Below are 17,566 nucleotides of genomic sequence, written 5' to 3'. Positions count from 1 at the left end.
GACAGAATCCGACTAGTCCGATTGCTCGGCCTGTCGAATACCGGGACCATCGTCGTGCGGCCCGGAAAAACGCACGTGCGGGTGCGCGATCGCGCACCTGAACCGCCGTGGCGATCGGCTCGCAGCGCTCGACGCCGCGCCCGTACCGGCACGCCGCACGCATTCAGGCGGCCGCAATTGCGTCCCGGCCGGCGCGCAAGCGCCGACGAGGGCCTCGCAGGCGATCCGGCCACGCATCCTCACGGCTATCGAGGCCGTTGTGGCAGCGATAGCCGCCGCATTTCATCGGCCTCTGGCCGCCTTCTTCACCCCGATTCCCGACCACGGCACGCGGTCGCGTCATCGACACACCCATGGGTGCGATGACCGCACGACCCGCCGCCCCGGAATCGCAACAGGACACAACGATGAGCGACGCAGGATTACCTACCCGTCCCGCCGGCGCGGCTCACAGCCCGGCCTCGCACGACGCCGCCCCCGAAAGCCAGACGCTGCAACGCACCCTCACGTGGAAAGACGGCTTCTGGGTCACGAGCGGCGTGCCGGCCGGCGTGCTGTTCACGATCGGCGGCGTATCGGCGACGATCGGCCATCCCGCGTGGGCGATCTGGATCGCCGCGATTACGATGGGCTTGATTCAAAGCGCGACCTACGCCGAAATCTCCGGGCTGTTCCCGCACAAATCGGGCGGCGCGTCGGTATACGGCGCGATCGGCTGGGTGCGCTACAGCAAGCTGATCGCGCCGGTTTCCGTGTGGTGCAACTGGCTCGCGTGGTCGCCGATGCTCGCGCTCGGCTGCGGCCTCGCGGCCAGCTACGCGCTCACGAGCTTCTTTCCGGCCGACGCGGCCGTGCTGCAATGGCGGCTCACGCTCGCCGACCTGAGCTTCATCAAGCCCGGTCTGTCGCTGCGGATCAACGCGACGTTCATCATCGCGGCGATCCTGCTGCTCATCACGTTCAGGCTTCAGCACAGCGGCGCGTCGAAGGCCGCGAAAACGCAGCGCATTCTCGGCATCGCATCGCTCACGCCGCTGTTGATCGTCGGCATCGTGCCGTTCGTCACCGGCGACGTGCCGATGTCGAACCTGCTGCCGCTGCTGCCGCTCGGTCACGACGCGCAAGGCAACCTCACGGCCGCGACCTTCGGCGCGTGGAACGGGCAGGGCGTCACGATGGCGCTCGGCGCGATGTTCATGGCCGGCTGGGCGTCGTACGGCTTCGAGACGGCCGTCTGCTATACGCGCGAATTCCGCGATCCGCGCCGCGACACCGCGAAGGCGATCTTCTGGTCGGGCGCGCTGTGCCTCGTCGTGATGACGCTCGTGCCGATGGCGTTCCAGGGTGCGCTCGGCACGCAGGCGATGCTCGACCCGTCGATTCGCGACGGCACCGGCGTCGCAGCCGCGATGGCGAAGCTCGTCGGCGGCGGTGCATGGGTTGCGAACGCGATCGTCGTGATGCTGATGCTGTCGATCCTGCTGATCGTGATGACGTCGATGATGGGCTCGTCGCGCACGCTGTACCAGGCATCGGTCGACGGCTGGCTGCCGAAGTACCTGTCGCACGTGAACGAGCATGGCTCGCCGACACGCGCGATGTGGACCGATCTCGGCTTCAACCTCGTGCTGCTGATGATGTCGGACTACTTCACGGTGCTGTCGATCTCGAACGTTTGCTACATGCTGTTCGTGTTCCTGAACTTGCAGTCCGGCTGGATTCACCGGATGGATCGCGGCAACTGGGATCGTCCGTTCCGCTGCCCGACGTGGCTGCTCGCCGCGGGCGCGGTGTGCGGGTTCGCGAATCTGGTCTATGCCGGCGCTGGCGCCGATCTGCAAGGCGAAGGCACGCTGCGCAACGGGCTGATCGCGATGCTGCTGATCGTGCCGGTATTCGTCTATCGCCACTACTGGCAGGATCGCGGCCGCTTCCCCGCGCAGATGCAGCAGGACATGGAGCTTGAAGTACCGAAGCGGAGCGCGTGGATGAATCTCGCGCCGTATGCGACGCTGGTCGCCGCGGCACTGACGATCGGCGGTGCGTATTACTTCGCCTGGGTGCGTTGAGCGTCGCGCGCCGATCGCCGTGCCGGTTCGAATCAGCCTGGTCTGATAGGCCTGCGCGGCTTTCGGCGATAAGCTTGTTTCGCGCGGTGCCGGATTCGCGTGGTCTGACGGCCCTGTAAAGGGCTGCGCTCGGGAGGCGCGAGCGAATCCGGATACCGCGCACCTTTCGCTTGCGACGGCTTCGATGCGGGCGCTCGATGGTGGCCGGTGGGCGCGGCCACGCTTTGAAGGGCGCTGATCCTGCTGCAACTCGATAACGCTGCCATATGCGAGCGTCGAGCACCCGCATCGAAGCCCTGCCGCGCGTGCGCGATACCGATCACGATGGAGTCAGCATGAATCATCGACAGACGACACTACAGGACGGCGAATACTGGGCCGCCTGCAAGGAACGCAACGATCTTGCCGCCGCCGTCAACGGGCACGGCGCCGTGTATCCGCGCACGCGGATGACCGTCCGTGACGGCGTCGCCGTTTTTCATCGCGGCGGCAATACGCTCTGGACGTGCCGCGCGCACTACGCGCTCGCGAACTTCACGATCGATCCGGCGTAGCGCGGCGCATCGGTCGGCAAAGGCGGACGCGAACCGCCCGCCTGCCTCTACTCGGGCGCCCCCTCCGCCCACTCCGCCCACTCCCGCAACGCCGTGCGCTCCGGCGCGACCCTCGGCGGCGGCACCGTCGGCACTTCGTCCCACGGCAGGTTCGGAATCTCGTCGAACACCGAACGCTGCCGCGCCGCCCACGTCGTATGCAGCATCCCGTAGTACGGATCATGCTCGTCGAACGTCGCGAACTTCGTCGCGCGCAGCGCATCGCGCTCGTACACGAGCAGATCGACCGGCAGCCCGACCGACACGTTCGAACGGATCGTCGAATTCATCGAGATCAGCGCGCATTTCGTCGCGTCCGCGAGCGGCATCGCCTCGCACAGCATCCGTTCGATGATCGGCTTGCCATACTTCGCCTCGCCGATCTGCACGTACGGGCTCAACGTCGACGCCTCGATGAAGTTGCCGGCCGCATAGATCTGGAACAGCCGCGGCGCCTCGCCGCGCACCTGCCCGCCGACGATGAAGCTGCAGTTGAAATCGACGCCGAACTGGCTCAGCGACTGCGCGTCGCGCGCATGCACCGCCCGCACAGCATCGCCGACGAGCCGTGCCGCGTCGTGCATCGAGCGCACGCGCCAGATCGACTGCGGATCGGTCTTCGGCTGCGACGCAAGGCTTTGCGTGACCGCCTGCGTGATCGCGAGATTGCCGGCCGACAGCAGCACGACGACCTGCTCGTCCGGCACCTCGAACAGCGCCATCTTGCGGAACGTGCTCACGTGATCGATGCCCGCGTTGGTGCGCGAGTCAGACAGGAACACGATCCCTTCGTCGACGCGCATCGCCACACAGTAGGTCATAACGCGCCTCCCGCCTGCACGTCCACCCGCACGTCGAGCGACTCGTCACCGCCGCCGATCCGCACGCCGCGCACCGGCGCGGCCGCTTCGTAGTCGCGGCCGGTCGCGACGCGGCAATACGCTTCGCCCGCGAAGCGCGCGTGCGTGACGTCGACCGACACCCAGCCAATCTCGCGCACCCATACGTCGACCCACGCATGGCTCGCCGCATGCGGCACGTCGCCCGCGTCGAAATAACCGCTCACGTAGCGCGCGGGCACGCCGCGCGCGCGGCAGCATGCGAGCATCAGGTGCGCGTGATCCTGGCATACGCCGTGCCGCAGCGCGAGTGCGTCGGCCGCCGTGCTCGTCGCGGCCGTGATTCCTTGCCGGTACGCAACCGCATCGGCGATCCGCTCGGCCAAAGCAATGAACGCGCCGGAGCCGTCGCCCGCTTCGAGCGGGGCGGCAAGCTCGCGGATCGCGCCGTCGGCCTCGGTCAGCCGCGTCGCACACGTGTAGTGCGCGACCGGCACGGGCCCCGGGTCGAGCCCGAGCCGGCCGTCGTCGAGCGGCTGCGTGTCGATTGCACCGTGCGCATGCAGCGCGATTTCGGTCAGCGGCCGCGTGACGACCAGCGCATGCAGCGCGTTGCCGTACGCATCGGTCGACGCATCGAGCGCGCCGGGCGCGGTGATCCGCCAGCCCGCGACGTACTGCGACGGCAGCGCCGGCGGCGTCATCCGGATCTGCTGGATCGAATAGGTGAGCGGCGCCGAATAGCGATAGATCGTGTCGTGTCGAATGGTCAGGTACATGGGAACCTCGATTCAGCTCGCGGACATCATGAAAGCGCGCGAGACCATGTTGCCGAGCGCATACACGCGCTCGAGCGATTCGTTCAGGAAAGCGTGCAACCCCTGCGCGCGGATTTTGCGGATGTCCGCGTAATGCAGCTCCGCGCGCAATCGGCCCGCCTCGCGTTCGCACTCGGCCGACGCACCGTTTTTCAGCTTGTCGAGCGTCATGCAGAAATCGTCGATCGCCGCGCGCAGCGAGCGCGGCATCGCGGGGTTCAGCAGCAGCAGTTCGGCCACGCGGTCGGGCGTCACGACGTCGCGATAGACCTTGTGATAGATCTCCATCCCCGACACCGACGTGAGGATCGACGTCCAGTAGTAGAACTCGTCGATCTCGTCCGGAGAATCGGCCGTGGCCTGCTCGATGTCGAGAAAGCGCACGTCGAGCATCCGCGCGACGTTGTCCGCGCGTTCGAGAAACGTGCCGAGCCGCGAGAAGTAATACGCGTCGTCGCGCATCGCGGTGCCGATCGATACGCCGCGCGCAAGGTGCACGCGCGACTTCACCCATTCGAGGAATTCGTGCGGATCGGCCGCGAGCGCATCCGCCGCGAGCTGCTCGACGCACTCGATCCACGTATGGTTGATCGTCTCCCACCACTCCGTCGTCAGCAGGCCGCGCACCGCGCGCGCGTTCTCCCGTGCGCTGCGCAGGCAGGACACGATGCTCGACGGATTGTCGCGATCCGCGACGAGAAACGCGACGACCGTCTCGGGCGCCGGTTCGCCATGCTTCGCCGTGAAGGCCGGCTCGAGTTCGACCGAGCGCAGCAGCGCGCGCAGCGTGCGGCGCTGCCGTTCGTCGTCCTGCGGCAGCAGCAGCGATTTCAGGTTGATGTCGACGATGCGCGCCGTATTCTCCGCGCGCTCCAGATAGCGCGCCATCCAGTAGATATGATCCGCGGTGCGGCTCAGCATGCTGCCTCCTTTGTCTTGTGGTTCGGGCCCGCGCGTGCCGCTCAGCCCGCGACCCACGTGTCCTTCGTGCCGCCGCCCTGCGACGAATTCACGACCAGCGAGCCCTCCTTCAGCGCGACGCGCGTGAGCCCGCCCGCGACCATCTTCACGGTGCGGCCCGACAGCACGAATGGGCGCAGGTCGATGTGGCGCGGCGCGATGCCGGCTTCGACGAAGGTCGGGCAGGTGGACAGCGCGAGCGTCGGCTGCGCGATGTAGTTGTCGGGCTGCGCGACGAGTCGCGCACGGAACGCCTCGATCTCCGCTTTCGTCGCGGCCGGGCCGACGAGCATCCCGTAGCCGCCCGCGCCGTGTACTTCCTTGACGACGAGATCGGGCAGGTGCGCAAGCGTGTATGCGAGATCATCCGGCTTGCGGCACTGGTACGTCGGCACGTTGTTCAGGATCGGCTGCTCGTCGAGATAGAACCGGATCATGTCGGGGACGAACGGGTAGATCGACTTGTCGTCCGCGATGCCGGTGCCGATCGCGTTCGCGATCGTCACGCGCCCCGCGCGATACGCACCGAGCAGCCCCGGCACGCCGAGCGCCGAATCGCTGCGGAACGCGAGCGGATCGAGAAAATCGTCGTCGAGCCGGCGGTAGATCACGTCGACGCGCTTCGGCCCGTGGGTCGTGCGCATGTATACGTGCCGGCCGTCGACGAACAGGTCCTTGCCCTCGACGAGTTCGACACCCATCTGCTGCGCAAGGAACGTGTGCTCGAAGTACGCGGAGTTGTACATGCCGGGCGTCATCACGACGACCACCGGATCGTCGACGCCGTCCGGCGCGCTCGCGCGCAGCGTGTCGAGCAGCAGATCCGGGTAGTGCGCGACGGGCGCGATGCGGTTGCGCACGAACAGGTCGGGAAAGAGCCGCATCATCATCTTGCGGTTCTCGAGCATGTACGACACGCCCGACGGCACGCGCAGGTTGTCTTCCAGCACGTAGAACGCGCCGTCGTCGCCGGCCCGCACGAGGTCCACGCCCGCGATGTGCGCACGGATGTCGCGCGGCACGTCGACGTTCTGCATCTCCGGCCGGTACTGCGCGTTCGCATAGATCTGCGCGGCCGGCACGATGCCCGCGCGCACGATGTCGCCGCGATGGTAGACGTCGTGCAGGAACAGGTTGAGCGCCTGCACGCGCTGCCGCAGCCCCGCTTCGAGCGTGCGCCATGCGTCGGCCGGCACGATGCGCGGAATCTGGTCGAACGGGATCAGCCGCTCGCCGCCCGATTCGTCGCCGTTGACGGCGAACGTGATGCCGACCCGTCGAAACATCAGGTCCGCTTCCGCGCGTTTGCGGCGCATCGTGTCGTCGGTCTGCTGGCTCAGCCAGTGCTGGAATGCTTCGTAGTGGCGCCGGACGGCGCCGCCTTCGCGATGCATCTCGTCGTAGAACTGCATGCTTGTCTCCGCTTGCTGGTTTCTGGTTGGATACGCCGCCGCCGGCGTACGGCGCGACGCGCATCGGGAACGGGCGGCAGGCGCGACCGGCGGCCGCGCCGGTCTTCGGAAGTCGTGCCGCCCGGCAGCGTCAGGAATCGGTCGGGCGCGCAGGGTGCATCGGGTGAAGTTCGGCGGCGCCGCGTTCTCGTGGATGAAACGTCGGCTCCGACGTCTGCTGGCGAATGTCGGTAAGCCACGACGCGAGTTCCGCGTCGGTCATGCCGAGCGCCTTCGCGGTATCGGACGATGCATCGGGCCGGCGCGGATAGCGCGCTTTCGCGCGCGCGGCCGCATGCACGGCCGAATCGTGCGCGGTGCGCGCCGGGTCGCCAACGCCGTGCCGTGCGGCGCCGACGGGTACGGCCGCCGGGCGCACGACGGAACCGGTGTGCACTGGGTTCGCTCCGTCGTGCATCCCGATCGCGGCCGGCGTCTGCATCTCGTACACGCGCGGCGCCGCGATGCATGCGGCCGCGAGCAGACATCCTGCCGTCGCCGCGAGAATCGTCGTGCGCCATGTGCGGCGTGGACGGCGCAGCACGTCCTTGAAGCACGGTGCCAGCGTGCTCGCCAACCGCCCGATGATGTGTCGATCGCCCATGATGTTCATATGGCTCCGTCCTCGGCCGAGCCGGAACGCGCCGCCGTCGTCACGCGACGGGCGACATCCGCGCTGCGTCGCCGCCGCGCGGCGGCAGCGACGCCAGCAGCAGGCACAGCGATGCCGCGAGCAGCACGAGGTCCGCCAGCAGGACCTGGCCGATCGGCGCCGAGAGCGCCGGGAACCCGCCGGCCGTTGGCTCGCCAACGCCGGGCGTCGTCAGCATGAAGGCCAATGTCATCGCGTATGTGGCCGATGACATCGCGGCGCCCAGCACCGACGCCAGCGGCACGCGCGAGCCGACCGCCAGCATCGCGGCCGTCGTCAGTTCGACCGCGCCGATCGCGATGCTCGCGCCTTCCACGCCGAACAGCGCGTGCAGCCAGCTCATCAGCGGGCTGTTCGCGATGAATGGCGCGATGCCGCCTGCTTCGTACGCGGTGAACTTCATTCCGCCGAACCACAGGAAGATCACGACTAGCGACCAACGCAGCAGTGCGAACGAACTGCGCGAGCCGTGCGTGCGCTCGGCAATGCGTGAGAAGGAATCAAGAACGGTCATGCGGAACGCCTCCGTCGAATGGCAATGCGCGTGAAGCGCATCATCGATTCCATTCTATGAACGCGAGGGACGCAAATGAATCGGACCCGTCTGATTCGGCGCGATATCGCTGACGCGATTGGCCGTGCGCGTATGCTGCTTGAAGTAGTGAATCAGCGAGTGAGCACGCGACGGCTCGCGGCTGGCGCCGGAGGAACACGATGGGCCGCGCAACGCGCGGTCTCGCGAACGGGAATGGCAGACGGGTGACGGCAGGCAGGACGCCGTTCAGATCCGGTACCCGAAGGGTATCCCGATCGCGGAGCCGACCCAATCGGACCAGTCCGATTACGTTTCGCCAGGTCAGGTGATGGAAGTGCCGGTGTCGCTGGGCCGGCATGTTGAAACCGTGGTGCGGCCCGCGCAGCGCGCGCATTCGGCAGGCATCACGGTTGCAAAGTAAGGTGCGGATCGTCTTCGATGGCGAACGGTTCGGCGTCGACGCCGCGCGTTCGGCTAAATCACCTTCAGCATGATGGCCGCAGATGCCGGGCACACACCGGCGAACTGACCGGACGATAGCAGCGGTCCAGGCACGTCACCGAGCGTAATGCGCACAAAACCCTGCCGAGCAAAATAGCGCTCCGCCGTGGTCGTGCGCAACGCTACCGCTTCGACCGCGCGACTGCGGCATTCCGCCAGCAAGCGCGAAACGATCGTCTTTCCCAGCCCGCCGCCGCGCGCTTGCGCAGCGACGGCAATCGAACGGATCAACGCGAAGTTGCCGTAGTGTTCGATACCGCCGCATGCAATGACGGTCCGGTCATCGACGGCCACAATGAAATTCGGCAAGTATTCCGCCACGCCGGCGACAGGCAAATCGGAAGCGCGAAGCAGGGACTCTATCGAAACCAGATCGGATGTCGCCGCAGTGCGTAGTTGCATGATGCCGATCCTCGAAAGGTAGAGTCTTTTCAGGCGGTAGTGATTCGCGAGCGCCGAGGTGCACGTGGCCGACCGTCCGCTGTGGATCGTCATGGGCGCCGCACCGAGGCACGTCAGATACTGCGCTGATTGACGCGCTTCGACAGTTCCTCCGCGCTTTCCTTCCGCTCGCTATACCGATCCACCAGATAAGGCCCGATATCCCGCGTCAGCAGCGTGAACTTGACCAGTTCCTCCAGCACATCCACCACGCGATCGAAATAAGCCGAAGGCTTCATCCGCCCTGCTTCGTCGAATTCCACGAACGCCTTCGCCACCGACGACTGGTTCGGGATGGTCAGCATGCGCATCCAGCGTCCGAGCACGCGCATCTGGTTCACCGCATTGAACGATTGCGAGCCGCCGCTGACCTGCATGACGGCGAGCGTCTTGCCCTGCGTCGGCCGCACGGCACCCATCGACAGCGGAATCCAGTCGATCTGCGCTTTCATGATGCCGGTCATCGCGCCGTGCCGCTCCGGCGAGCACCACACCATGCCTTCCGACCACTGCACCAGTTCGCGCAACTCGACGACCTTTGGATGACTCTCGGGCGCATCGTCCGGCAGCGGCAGGCCGCTCGGATTGAACACGCGCACTTCGGCGCCCATTGCGGTGAGCAGGCGCGCGGCTTCCTCGATCAGCAGCCGGCTGAACGAGCGCTCGCGCAGCGAGCCGTACAAAAGCAGGAACCGGGGCGGATGCGTCGACGGCACCGCCGGCCGCAACTGGCCGGCATCCGGCACGCGGAACGATTCGACGTCGAGTTGCGGCAGGTCATTCAGACGGTCAGACATGCGCACCCTCCGCGTGATCGCATTGAATCGTGACGTAGTTCATGCAGATGGATTCTCCCGTTTGCTCAAGCACGTTCGTACCAGCCCTTCGACCGGTTGGCGATGCGCACCACCAGCAGCATGACGGGCACTTCGATCAGCACGCCGACGACGGTGGCCAGCGCCGCGCCGGAATGAAAACCGAACAAACTGATCGCAGCCGCGACCGCCAGCTCGAAGAAATTGGACGCGCCGATCAGCGCCGACGGACACGCGATGTTGTGCTTCTCTCCCACGGCGCGATTGAGCCAGTAAGCGAGCGCCGAATTGAAAAACACCTGGATCAGGATCGGCACCGCGAGCAGCGCGATCACCAGCGGCTGCTTCAGGATCGCTTCGCCCTGGAACGCGAACAGCAGCACGAGCGTGGCCAGCAAGGCGGCGATCGACCACGGACCGATCCTGGCCATCGCGGCATCGAACGCCGCCTGCCCGTTCGCGAACAGCCGCTTGCGCCAGAGCTGCGCGAGGATCACCGGGATCACGATATAGAGCACGACCGACGTGAGCAGCGTCGCCCACGGCACGGATATCGCCGACATCCCCAGCAGCAGGCCGACCAGCGGCGCGAACGCGATCACCATGATGCTGTCGTTCAGCGCGACCTGCGACAGCGTGAACAGCGGATCGCCGCCCGTCAGCCGGCTCCATACGAACACCATCGCCGTACACGGTGCAGCGGCCAAGAGGATCAGGCCCGCGATGTAGCTGTCGAGTTGATCGGCCGGCAGCATCGGCGCGAACAGATGCCGGATGAACAGCCAGCCGAGGAACGCCATCGAGAACGGCTTGACGAGCCAGTTCACGACGAGCGTGACGCCGATGCCTTTCACGTGCTGACGCACTTCATGCAGCGCGCCGAAGTCGACCTTGACGAGCATCGGAGTGATCATCACCCAGATGAGCAGCCCGACCGGCAGGTTGACCTGCGCGTATTCCATCCGGCCGATCTGCTGGAACAGGCCGGGCAGCGCCTGGCCGAGCGCGATGCCGGCGACGATGCACAGCGCGACCCAGACGGTCAGATAGCGTTCGAAGAAGTTGATGGAAGGCTTGGCGACAGCCTGCTCCGGCGGAGCGACGTTGGACGTGTTCATTGGACGGGTATCGGTCTCGAAGTCGCTGGCGGCCGGTGAATTCGGCTAGCCGCCATGCGAACGGTCAGCTCCGGGAAATCTCGGTCAAGGCCGCCTGGAGTTCGGCGTTGCTCATGCGATCGAGCGGCAGCGCCAGCAACTGCAGCATCCGGTAGCCGATCGCCTGGCGCGTGAGTTCGAACGCGAGCCGCTTGCCTTCGTCGCCGCCCACCGCGTTCGACGGATCGGCATAACCCCAGTGCACTTTGACCGGGCTGCCGGGCCAGTACGGGCACGTCTCCGCGGCCGCGCTGTCGCACACCGTGATGACGACGCGCATTTCAGGCGCGCCGTCGCCCGTGAATTCGTCCCAGCTCTTGCTGCGGTAGCCGCCGACGTCGACACCGGCGTTCGCCAGCGCTTCCAGCGCGAACGGATTGAGCCGGCCGCTCGGCGCACTGCCGGCGCTGTACGCGCGCACGTCCTTGCCGAGCTTCGCGGCCCAATGATTGAGCATGCCTTCCGCGAGCACGCTGCGCGCGGAGTTGTGGGTACAGAGGATCAGGACGTTCGTGGTCATGGGCGAGGTAGGCGAAGGCGCTTCAGCAAGGTTGCGGGCCGGACGTCGAACACGCGGACACCGGCGAGCACGGATTGCCGCCGCAGCAGTTCTCCGTGAGATAGGCCAGCAGCCCGTTCATCGTCGCGAAGTTCGCGCTATAGATGACGAAGCGGCCGTCCTGCTGACTCGTGACGAGCTGCGCATGGGCCAGCTCCTTCAGATGAAAGGACAGCGATGAAGGCGGTACATTCAGCAGCGTGGCGATCTGCCCGGCCGGCAGGCCCTGCGGCCCCGCCTGCACGAGCGTGCGGAAGACGGCGAGCCGGGATTCATGCGCGAGTGCCGACAGCGCGGCGATGGTCTGGTTCGTTTCCATTATTCGATAATAATCGAAATATCGAATTCCGAGAAGCCACCTCAAGATGAAGCGGTGGCCAACGAACGGGGACAAACAAAACGACTGCGCCAGCGGGCGAACCCTTCGCCCGACGACAGCCCGGCCTTCGACTACGCGCCGCGCGCTTCCCGATGCCCGTCCCGATGCGCTCCCCGGGCCGTCAGCATCGGGGTCGACGCACGGCTCACGGTTGCGAGAACACCATCACGCGCCCCGACACGCGCTGCAGCTTGAGCCAGCCCATATCGGCCGTGAAGCGCAGTTGCTGCAGCGGGAAGTCGAACGACGCCTTCTCGGCCGCGCTCACGACCGACCTGGCGATCCAGCGGATCAGCGCCTTCCCTTCCTCGGTCGTCACGCTGCCGTTCTGGATGCCGCCGTAGAAGTAGCGATTCCCGGCGTTGACCTCGTTCTGCAACTGCATCCAGTGACCCGGCAAACCCGGCAGCGTCCGGAACAGGTCGGCGACCCGCTTCGTCGTCAGGCCGCGCGCCCATAGCGCACCGTTCGCATCCGGCCGAACCAGGTTGTGGCGATCCGCTGCCTGGGCCTGCCCCTTGATGTCGCCCCGCAGGGCATCGAGCTTCGACATGACGCATTCCTCATGGTGATGGGCGCGGGAAAATGGCCCCGCGCGCGCCGCTAGCACGATACGCCCGTTGCGTGGAGTCATCTCCTGTCAGGTTTGTCAGGCCGCGCCGGACACCGCCGGCGCGGCCGCCACCGCCCCGCTTACGCGACGGCCTTCACCGCCGCCTGCGCGCCAAAGAACGTCGCCTGCGCCGCTTCGTCAGCCCGCGCATACGCGCGGTTGACGCCGCTGATCACCGCGCGAATCGACGCGGTCGTCAGGTTCGCGTCGATGCCCACGCCGAACGCGCTGCCGCGCACGCCCGAGCCGGCCAGTTCCGCGATCGCGATCGCCTTTGCGTCGGCGCCCTGCGACAACGCGCGTTCCTCGTAGTGCTGGATTCGCAGCGGCGTGCGCAGCGCATGCATCAGCGCGTCGAGCGGGCCGTTGCCTTCGCCGCGCAGCACGCGGCGCTCGCCGTGCACGTCGGCGGTGAGCACGATCGTCTCGCGGCCGTCACGTTCGCTAAGTTCATGGCCGACATAGCGCAGCGGCGCGTCGCCCTCCACGTATTCCTGCTGGAACAGCGACCAGATCTGCGCGCTCGTCACCTCGTGCCCGCTGTCGTCGGTCAGGCGCTGCACGGCCGCGCTGAAGTCGACCTGCAGGCGGCGCGGCAGCGCGACGCCATAACCCTGTTCGAGCAGGTACGCGATGCCGCCCTTGCCCGACTGGCTGTTCACGCGAATGATCGAATCGTACGTGCGGCCGAGGTCGCTCGGATCGATCGGCAGATACGGCATTTCCCACACGGCGTCGGCGCGCTGCACCGCGAAGCCCTTCTTGATCGCATCCTGGTGCGAGCCGGAGAACGCGGTGAACACGAGGTCGCCAACGTACGGATGACGCGGATGGATCGGCAACTGCGTGCATTCCTCGGACGTGCGCGCGACTTCGTTGATCTGCGAGAAATCGAGGCCCGGATCGACGCCCTGCGTGTACAGGTTCAGCGCGAGCGTCACGAGATCGACGTTGCCCGTGCGTTCGCCGTTGCCGAACAGGCAGCCCTCGATGCGGTCGGCGCCGGCCATCACCGCGAGCTCGGCCGCCGCGACCGCGGTGCCGCGATCGTTGTGCGGATGCACGGACAGGATCAGCGCATCGCGACGCGCGAGGTTGCGGTGCATCCATTCGATCTGGTCCGCATAGAAGTTCGGCGTGCCGACCTCGACAGTCGCCGGCAGGTTCACGATCGCCTTGTGCTCGGGCGTCGGCTGCCATACGTCGAATACCGCGTCGCAGACTTCCTTCGCGAAGTCGAGCTCGGTCGCCGTAAACGTTTCCGGGCTGTACTGCAGCGTGAACTGCGTGTCGGTCGCGGCATCGGCGCAGCGCTTGATCGTGCGCGCCGCGTTCACCGCGAGCTGCTTCACGCCGTCGCGGTCGAGGCCGAACACGATCTTGCGGAATTCCGGCGCGGTTGCGTTGTACAGATGCACGATCGCGCGCTTCGCGCCGCGCAGCGATTCGAAGGTGCGCTCGATCAGGTCGTCGCGCGCCTGCGTCAGCACCTCGATCGTCACGTCGTCGGGAATGTGGCCGCCTTCGATCAGCTCGCGCACGAAGTTGAAGTCGGTCTCGGACGCCGACGGGAACGCCACCTCGATCTCCTTGAAACCGATCGCGACGAGCGTCTTGAACATCCGCATCTTGCGTGCCGCGTCCATCGGCTCGAACAGCGCCTGGTTGCCGTCGCGCAGGTCGGTGCTCATCCAGATCGGCGCGTGCGTGATGGTGCGCGACGGCCATGTTCGGTTCGGCAAGTTGACGGGCGTGAACGGCCGGTACTTCGTTGCGGGGTTCTTCAGCATCATGATGTTCGGTCCTCGGTCGGTTTGTCGGGAAACCGCGGCGCGGCGGCCTTCAGCGGTGGCGGCCGGCTGCGCACGCAGCGATCAAAGCAGTAAAAAGCGGCACAACGGCAAAGCGGTACGGCGAACGACAGCCTTGACGGTTGAGCGACCGGGACGGAGCGGAGCGATACGGAAAAAAGACGAGCTCAGGCGCCGGTCGACAACCGGGGCCAGGTCGGTGATACGGGGGAAATCTGGCGCTTCAGGAAAGAAGCAGATGGAAAGCGCGCAGCCGCAGACCCAGCCCGGAACAACGGGCTAGTAGTCGTAGCGAGAAGAGGGGCTGGGCGGCTTGCATGGCCGGAATCAGATCACAGGGTGGACGGGGCTGTCAACGGGAAGCGCGTGCCTCGCATGGCCGCGCCGTCTGCAAAATCAGTCCCGTCCGATAGGCGGCGGCCGCGCCCGTCGATATGCTTCATGGGTGCGGCGCCGGTGAGGTCCTATTCATGTTCGGAGTGAGTCGGTCCATCCTCTTCGCCGGTCGCCGCACACCCTCCCTTTGCGATCGGGCTTCGGCGTGGGCGTTCGGTGGTGGCCGGTGGGCGCGGCCACGACAGAGATGCTGATGTTGAAACGAACGCTGCCAGATGCGAACACCGAGCGCTCGCCCCGAAGCCCGATTGCCCCGTTGCCGATCCGCCTGTACCGCGCACTATTCAGAAAAACAACACGCGCGCCGGCATAGTTTACGGAATATATAAAAACATCCTCGATTAAACCTGTTTCATTAAATCGATTCACCTTGATTTTCGATTTATTGAACAATTACCATTCTCATCTGAATATTTTTTTATTTATTTTTCGACATGCTTGTCGAACCGCGTTTCAAACGGCAAACGTTTGCGAGACGCGGGGAGACGCCTTACTACTGATCTTCAGGAGGAAAGCATGGCCGATTCTCAAACGTCATCCAATCGCGCCGGCGAATTTTCGATTCCGCCGAATACCGATTTCCGCGCGATTTTCTTCGCGAATGCCGCCGAACAACAGCACATCAAGCTGTTTATCGGCGACAGCAAGGAACCCGCCGCTTATCACAAGCTGACCACGCGCGACGGCCCGCGCGAAACCACGCTGAATTCCGGCAACGGCAAGATCCGCTTCGAGGTGTCGGTAAACGGCAAGCCGTCGGCCACCGACGCGCGCCTCGCGCCGATCAACGGCAAGAAGTCGGACGGCTCGCCGTTCACGGTCAACTTCGGGATCGTCGTGTCGGAAGACGGCCACGACAGCGACTACAACGACGGCATCGTCGTGCTGCAATGGCCGATCGGCTGATCGGCTGAATGCCGATTGACCGATGACCGCCGGGCTGCCGCCTGCAAGGCAGCCCGGCGGTTCCACATCGAAAACGCGAAGCCATTCAATTCAAACCCGTTTCGCCTTCAGGAGACCGCCATGCCCATCATTTCGGCATCGATCAACAGCGCGCCCGTCGTCACGTCCGAGACTTACGTCGACATTCCGGGCCTGCATCTCGACCTTGCGAAAGAGCAGGCAAACATTCGCGACGGCAAACTACTCGTCACGCTCAACGTGCCGACGCCGTATGCGACCGGCAACAATTATCCCGGCATCTATTTCGCGATAGCGACCGATAAGGGCGTCGTCGCGGACGGCTGCTTCACCCATTCCACGAAAGCGCCGGAAACCAGCGGACGCATGCCGTTCACGCTCGTCGTCGCAATCGACGTCGGCAGCGACGTCACGTTCGTGAAAGGCCAGTGGAAAAGCGTGCGCGGCAGCGCGATGCATATCGACTCGTACGCGAGCATTTCCGCGATCGGTAACGCCGTCGCGCAATCGTCGTCGCAATCCGGCGGCAATCAGGGCGCCGAAACCGGCAGCGGAACCGGCGGCGCCGGCAACATCGGCGGCGGCGGCGAACGCGACGGCACGTTCAATCTCCCGGCCAACATCAAGTTCGGCGTGACCGCGCTCACCAACGCGTCGAACGACCAGACGATCGACATCTACATCGACGACAACCCGAAACCGGCCGCCACGTTCAAGGGCGCGGGCGTGCAGGACCAGAACCTCGGCACGAAGGTGCTCGACTCCGGCAAGGGCCGCGTGCGCGTGATCGTGACGGTGAACGGCAAGCCGTCGCGGCTCGGCTCGCGACAGGTCGACATCTTCAAGAAGTCGTTCTTCGGGATCGTCGGGTCGGAGGACGGCGCTGACGACGACTACAACGACGGCATCGTGTTCCTGAACTGGCCGCTGGGCTGATCGACAGACGTCAATAACGGGGACGCACGGCGCGGCATGGATTGCGCGCCGCTTTCGGTATCGCAATGACGACAGGGCCAACCACGCGTTGCGATTCATTCGGGCAGCCGCGACTGCCCACGCTTTGCTCCGCGCGCGACACGGCGAAACCGATTCGTCGGCCGCGCGACGCGAGACCTTCCATTACGACGAGGACGACATGCCACAACCCTTTACCCATGACGATCTGTACGCACTGCTGCAACTCGCCGGCAACGACGCGCTCGCCGTGCAGGCCGGCGGCGACCAGGCCGTGCTCGACCGGATGCGTCAGTTCATGACCGCGCAGCTCGTCGAGAAGCTGCCGCAATTCGATGTGTTCGTCCACCTCTCCACCGTGCCGTACAGCTTCGACATCAGCAGCTGGATGAACAAGGTCAAGACCGACACGACCGGGAAGATCGACGCCTGCACGGTGACGTGGGCCGGTGCACCCGGCGTGCTGCCGGGCGCTGCCGCGAAGTTCGGCATCGGCGCGGTGGTCACGTACTTCGCGAAAGCGACGGCGCAACCGCAACCCGCGCAGCCCGACCCCGCGACGAATGCCGGCGGCGAACGCGACGGCATCTTCAACCTGCCGCCGAACATCGCGTTCGGCGTGACGGCGCTCGTCAACTCTGCCGCACAGCAGACGATCGAGGTATTCGTCGACGACAACCCGAAACCGGCCGCGACGTTCCAGGGCGCCGGCACGCAGGACGCAAACCTGAACACGCAAGTGCTGAATTCGGGCAAGGGGAAGGTGCGCGTGGTCGTGACGGCGAACGGCAAGCCGTCGAAGATCGGCTCGCGGCAGGTCGACATCTTCAAGAAGACCTACTTCGGGCTGGTCGGATCGGAGGACGGTACGGACGGCGACTACAACGACGGGATTGCGATCCTGAACTGGCCGCTCGGCTGATCGCCGAATCGCGACCCACGCAAAATCAGACCAGGCCGATTGGCCCGCGCCGCACCCCGGGCTACTCTGTTGCCGCGCGGTTCCGGTTCGGCAAGCAACCGACGGCCTGGGTTTTGCGGCGCGGGCCTCGACCGCCGGCCATCCGGATACCGCGCAAGATCTCGCTGCGGCGCGGGC

At 65.8% G+C, this 17,566-nt stretch carries 17 protein-coding genes and 1 pseudogene; 5 read left to right on the top strand and 13 right to left on the bottom strand.

Features of this window, described 5'->3' with window-relative positions:
- Positions 1–488 precede the first annotated feature (488 nt).
- A pseudogene (locus KVT39_RS08665) lies at positions 489–2,069 on the top strand (APC family permease); the annotation flags it as partial.
- Between the two features lie 335 nt (positions 2,070–2,404).
- Entirely contained in the window at positions 2,405–2,623 is a 219-nt protein-coding gene (locus KVT39_RS08660) for a hypothetical protein (RefSeq protein WP_131946719.1), read from the top strand.
- 47 nt (positions 2,624–2,670) lie between these two features.
- Here KVT39_RS08660 and KVT39_RS08655 read toward each other — a convergent pair whose 3' ends face one another.
- The 13 genes from KVT39_RS08655 to leuA form a co-directional block, all read right to left on the bottom strand.
- Complete coding sequence (locus KVT39_RS08655) at positions 2,671–3,483, bottom strand: peptidase (RefSeq protein WP_217588523.1); 813 nt, start codon at positions 3,481–3,483, stop codon at positions 2,671–2,673.
- Positions 3,480–4,280, bottom strand: coding sequence for a transglutaminase family protein (locus tag KVT39_RS08650; RefSeq protein WP_034181093.1), 801 nt, complete (start codon positions 4,278–4,280; stop codon positions 3,480–3,482). The genes KVT39_RS08655 and KVT39_RS08650 overlap by 4 nt, the downstream gene beginning before the upstream one ends.
- 12 nt (positions 4,281–4,292) lie before the next feature.
- On the bottom strand, positions 4,293–5,240 hold the full coding sequence (locus KVT39_RS08645; protein ID WP_204493936.1) for an alpha-E domain-containing protein: 948 nt from the start codon (positions 5,238–5,240) through the stop codon (positions 4,293–4,295).
- 41 nt (positions 5,241–5,281) lie between these two features.
- A complete protein-coding gene (locus tag KVT39_RS08640) occupies positions 5,282–6,691 on the bottom strand; it encodes a circularly permuted type 2 ATP-grasp protein (RefSeq protein ID WP_034181091.1) in 1,410 nt (469 codons plus the stop codon).
- Positions 6,692–6,821: 130 nt separating this feature from the next.
- On the bottom strand, positions 6,822–7,334 hold the full coding sequence (locus tag KVT39_RS08635) for a hypothetical protein (RefSeq protein ID WP_217588522.1): 513 nt from the start codon (positions 7,332–7,334) through the stop codon (positions 6,822–6,824).
- Positions 7,335–7,383: 49 nt separating this feature from the next.
- Entirely contained in the window at positions 7,384–7,896 is a 513-nt protein-coding gene (locus tag KVT39_RS08630) for a YkgB family protein (protein ID WP_217588521.1), read from the bottom strand.
- Positions 7,897–8,391: 495 nt separating this feature from the next.
- Entirely contained in the window at positions 8,392–8,913 is a 522-nt protein-coding gene (gene arsN2, locus KVT39_RS08625; protein ID WP_254640396.1) for an arsenic resistance N-acetyltransferase ArsN2, read from the bottom strand.
- 20 nt (positions 8,914–8,933) lie between these two features.
- The gene (gene arsH / locus KVT39_RS08620) at positions 8,934–9,656 is read right to left on the bottom strand and encodes an arsenical resistance protein ArsH (RefSeq protein WP_217588520.1); all 723 of its coding nucleotides are present in this window, start codon (positions 9,654–9,656) and stop codon (positions 8,934–8,936) included.
- Between the two features lie 65 nt (positions 9,657–9,721).
- The gene (gene arsB, locus KVT39_RS08615) at positions 9,722–10,792 is read right to left on the bottom strand and encodes an ACR3 family arsenite efflux transporter (protein ID WP_217588516.1); all 1,071 of its coding nucleotides are present in this window, start codon (positions 10,790–10,792) and stop codon (positions 9,722–9,724) included.
- A gap of 64 nt (positions 10,793–10,856) precedes the next feature.
- Positions 10,857–11,351, bottom strand: a complete 495-nt coding sequence (locus KVT39_RS08610) for an arsenate reductase ArsC (protein ID WP_217588515.1) — start codon at positions 11,349–11,351, stop codon at positions 10,857–10,859.
- A 22-nt stretch (positions 11,352–11,373) separates the two neighbouring features.
- On the bottom strand, positions 11,374–11,709 hold the full coding sequence (locus KVT39_RS08605) for a helix-turn-helix transcriptional regulator (protein WP_034181084.1): 336 nt from the start codon (positions 11,707–11,709) through the stop codon (positions 11,374–11,376).
- 205 nt (positions 11,710–11,914) lie between these two features.
- Positions 11,915–12,322, bottom strand: coding sequence for a peptide ABC transporter ATPase (locus KVT39_RS08600; RefSeq protein ID WP_175746889.1), 408 nt, complete (start codon positions 12,320–12,322; stop codon positions 11,915–11,917).
- Between the two features lie 140 nt (positions 12,323–12,462).
- Entirely contained in the window at positions 12,463–14,172 is a 1,710-nt protein-coding gene (gene leuA, locus KVT39_RS08595) for a 2-isopropylmalate synthase (protein ID WP_175747048.1), read from the bottom strand.
- Positions 14,173–15,105: 933 nt separating this feature from the next.
- On the opposite strand from leuA, the gene KVT39_RS08590 reads away from it, so the two are divergent.
- The 3 genes from KVT39_RS08590 to KVT39_RS08580 all read left to right on the top strand — a co-directional run bounded on the left by KVT39_RS08590 (position 15,106) and on the right by KVT39_RS08580 (position 17,389).
- The gene (locus KVT39_RS08590) at positions 15,106–15,495 is read left to right on the top strand and encodes a fucose-binding lectin II (RefSeq protein WP_034181081.1); all 390 of its coding nucleotides are present in this window, start codon (positions 15,106–15,108) and stop codon (positions 15,493–15,495) included.
- A 120-nt stretch (positions 15,496–15,615) separates the two neighbouring features.
- Positions 15,616–16,449 (top strand): fucose-binding lectin II, encoded by an 834-nt coding sequence (locus KVT39_RS08585; protein WP_217588513.1) that lies wholly within the window; start codon positions 15,616–15,618, stop codon positions 16,447–16,449.
- Between the two features lie 199 nt (positions 16,450–16,648).
- Positions 16,649–17,389 (top strand): fucose-binding lectin II, encoded by a 741-nt coding sequence (locus KVT39_RS08580; protein WP_034181117.1) that lies wholly within the window; start codon positions 16,649–16,651, stop codon positions 17,387–17,389.
- Positions 17,390–17,566 lie beyond the last annotated feature (177 nt).

It is taken from the genome of Burkholderia sp. GbtcB21, from assembly GCF_019091065.1.
GTDB classification, from domain to species: Bacteria; Pseudomonadota; Gammaproteobacteria; order Burkholderiales; family Burkholderiaceae; genus Burkholderia; species Burkholderia pyrrocinia_C.
Note: the sequence above shows the minus strand (reverse complement) of the source record. Positions and strands in the feature narration are given on the sequence as shown.

What these genes read in the sequence shown, in the direction of transcription:
- KVT39_RS08580 (WP_034181117.1), top strand. Translation starts at nt 16,649, where the DNA reads ATGCCACAACCCTTTACCCATGACGATCTGTACGCACTGCTGCAACTC.
- KVT39_RS08660 (WP_131946719.1), top strand. Translation starts at nt 2,405, where the DNA reads ATGAATCATCGACAGACGACACTACAGGACGGCGAATACTGGGCCGCC.
- KVT39_RS08645 (WP_204493936.1), bottom strand. Translation starts at nt 5,240, where the DNA reads ATGCTGAGCCGCACCGCGGATCATATCTACTGGATGGCGCGCTATCTG.
- KVT39_RS08640 (WP_034181091.1), bottom strand. Translation starts at nt 6,691, where the DNA reads ATGCAGTTCTACGACGAGATGCATCGCGAAGGCGGCGCCGTCCGGCGC.
- arsB (WP_217588516.1), bottom strand. Translation starts at nt 10,792, where the DNA reads ATGAACACGTCCAACGTCGCTCCGCCGGAGCAGGCTGTCGCCAAGCCT.
- KVT39_RS08605 (WP_034181084.1), bottom strand. Translation starts at nt 11,709, where the DNA reads ATGGAAACGAACCAGACCATCGCCGCGCTGTCGGCACTCGCGCATGAA.
- KVT39_RS08590 (WP_034181081.1), top strand. Translation starts at nt 15,106, where the DNA reads ATGGCCGATTCTCAAACGTCATCCAATCGCGCCGGCGAATTTTCGATT.
- arsH (WP_217588520.1), bottom strand. Translation starts at nt 9,656, where the DNA reads ATGTCTGACCGTCTGAATGACCTGCCGCAACTCGACGTCGAATCGTTC.
- KVT39_RS08650 (WP_034181093.1), bottom strand. Translation starts at nt 4,280, where the DNA reads ATGTACCTGACCATTCGACACGACACGATCTATCGCTATTCGGCGCCG.
- KVT39_RS08610 (WP_217588515.1), bottom strand. Translation starts at nt 11,351, where the DNA reads ATGACCACGAACGTCCTGATCCTCTGTACCCACAACTCCGCGCGCAGC.
- KVT39_RS08600 (WP_175746889.1), bottom strand. Translation starts at nt 12,322, where the DNA reads ATGTCGAAGCTCGATGCCCTGCGGGGCGACATCAAGGGGCAGGCCCAG.
- KVT39_RS08630 (WP_217588521.1), bottom strand. Translation starts at nt 7,896, where the DNA reads ATGACCGTTCTTGATTCCTTCTCACGCATTGCCGAGCGCACGCACGGC.
- KVT39_RS08585 (WP_217588513.1), top strand. Translation starts at nt 15,616, where the DNA reads ATGCCCATCATTTCGGCATCGATCAACAGCGCGCCCGTCGTCACGTCC.
- KVT39_RS08635 (WP_217588522.1), bottom strand. Translation starts at nt 7,334, where the DNA reads ATGGGCGATCGACACATCATCGGGCGGTTGGCGAGCACGCTGGCACCG.
- KVT39_RS08655 (WP_217588523.1), bottom strand. Translation starts at nt 3,483, where the DNA reads ATGACCTACTGTGTGGCGATGCGCGTCGACGAAGGGATCGTGTTCCTG.
- leuA (WP_175747048.1), bottom strand. Translation starts at nt 14,172, where the DNA reads ATGCTGAAGAACCCCGCAACGAAGTACCGGCCGTTCACGCCCGTCAAC.
- arsN2 (WP_254640396.1), bottom strand. Translation starts at nt 8,913, where the DNA reads ATGACGATCCACAGCGGACGGTCGGCCACGTGCACCTCGGCGCTCGCG.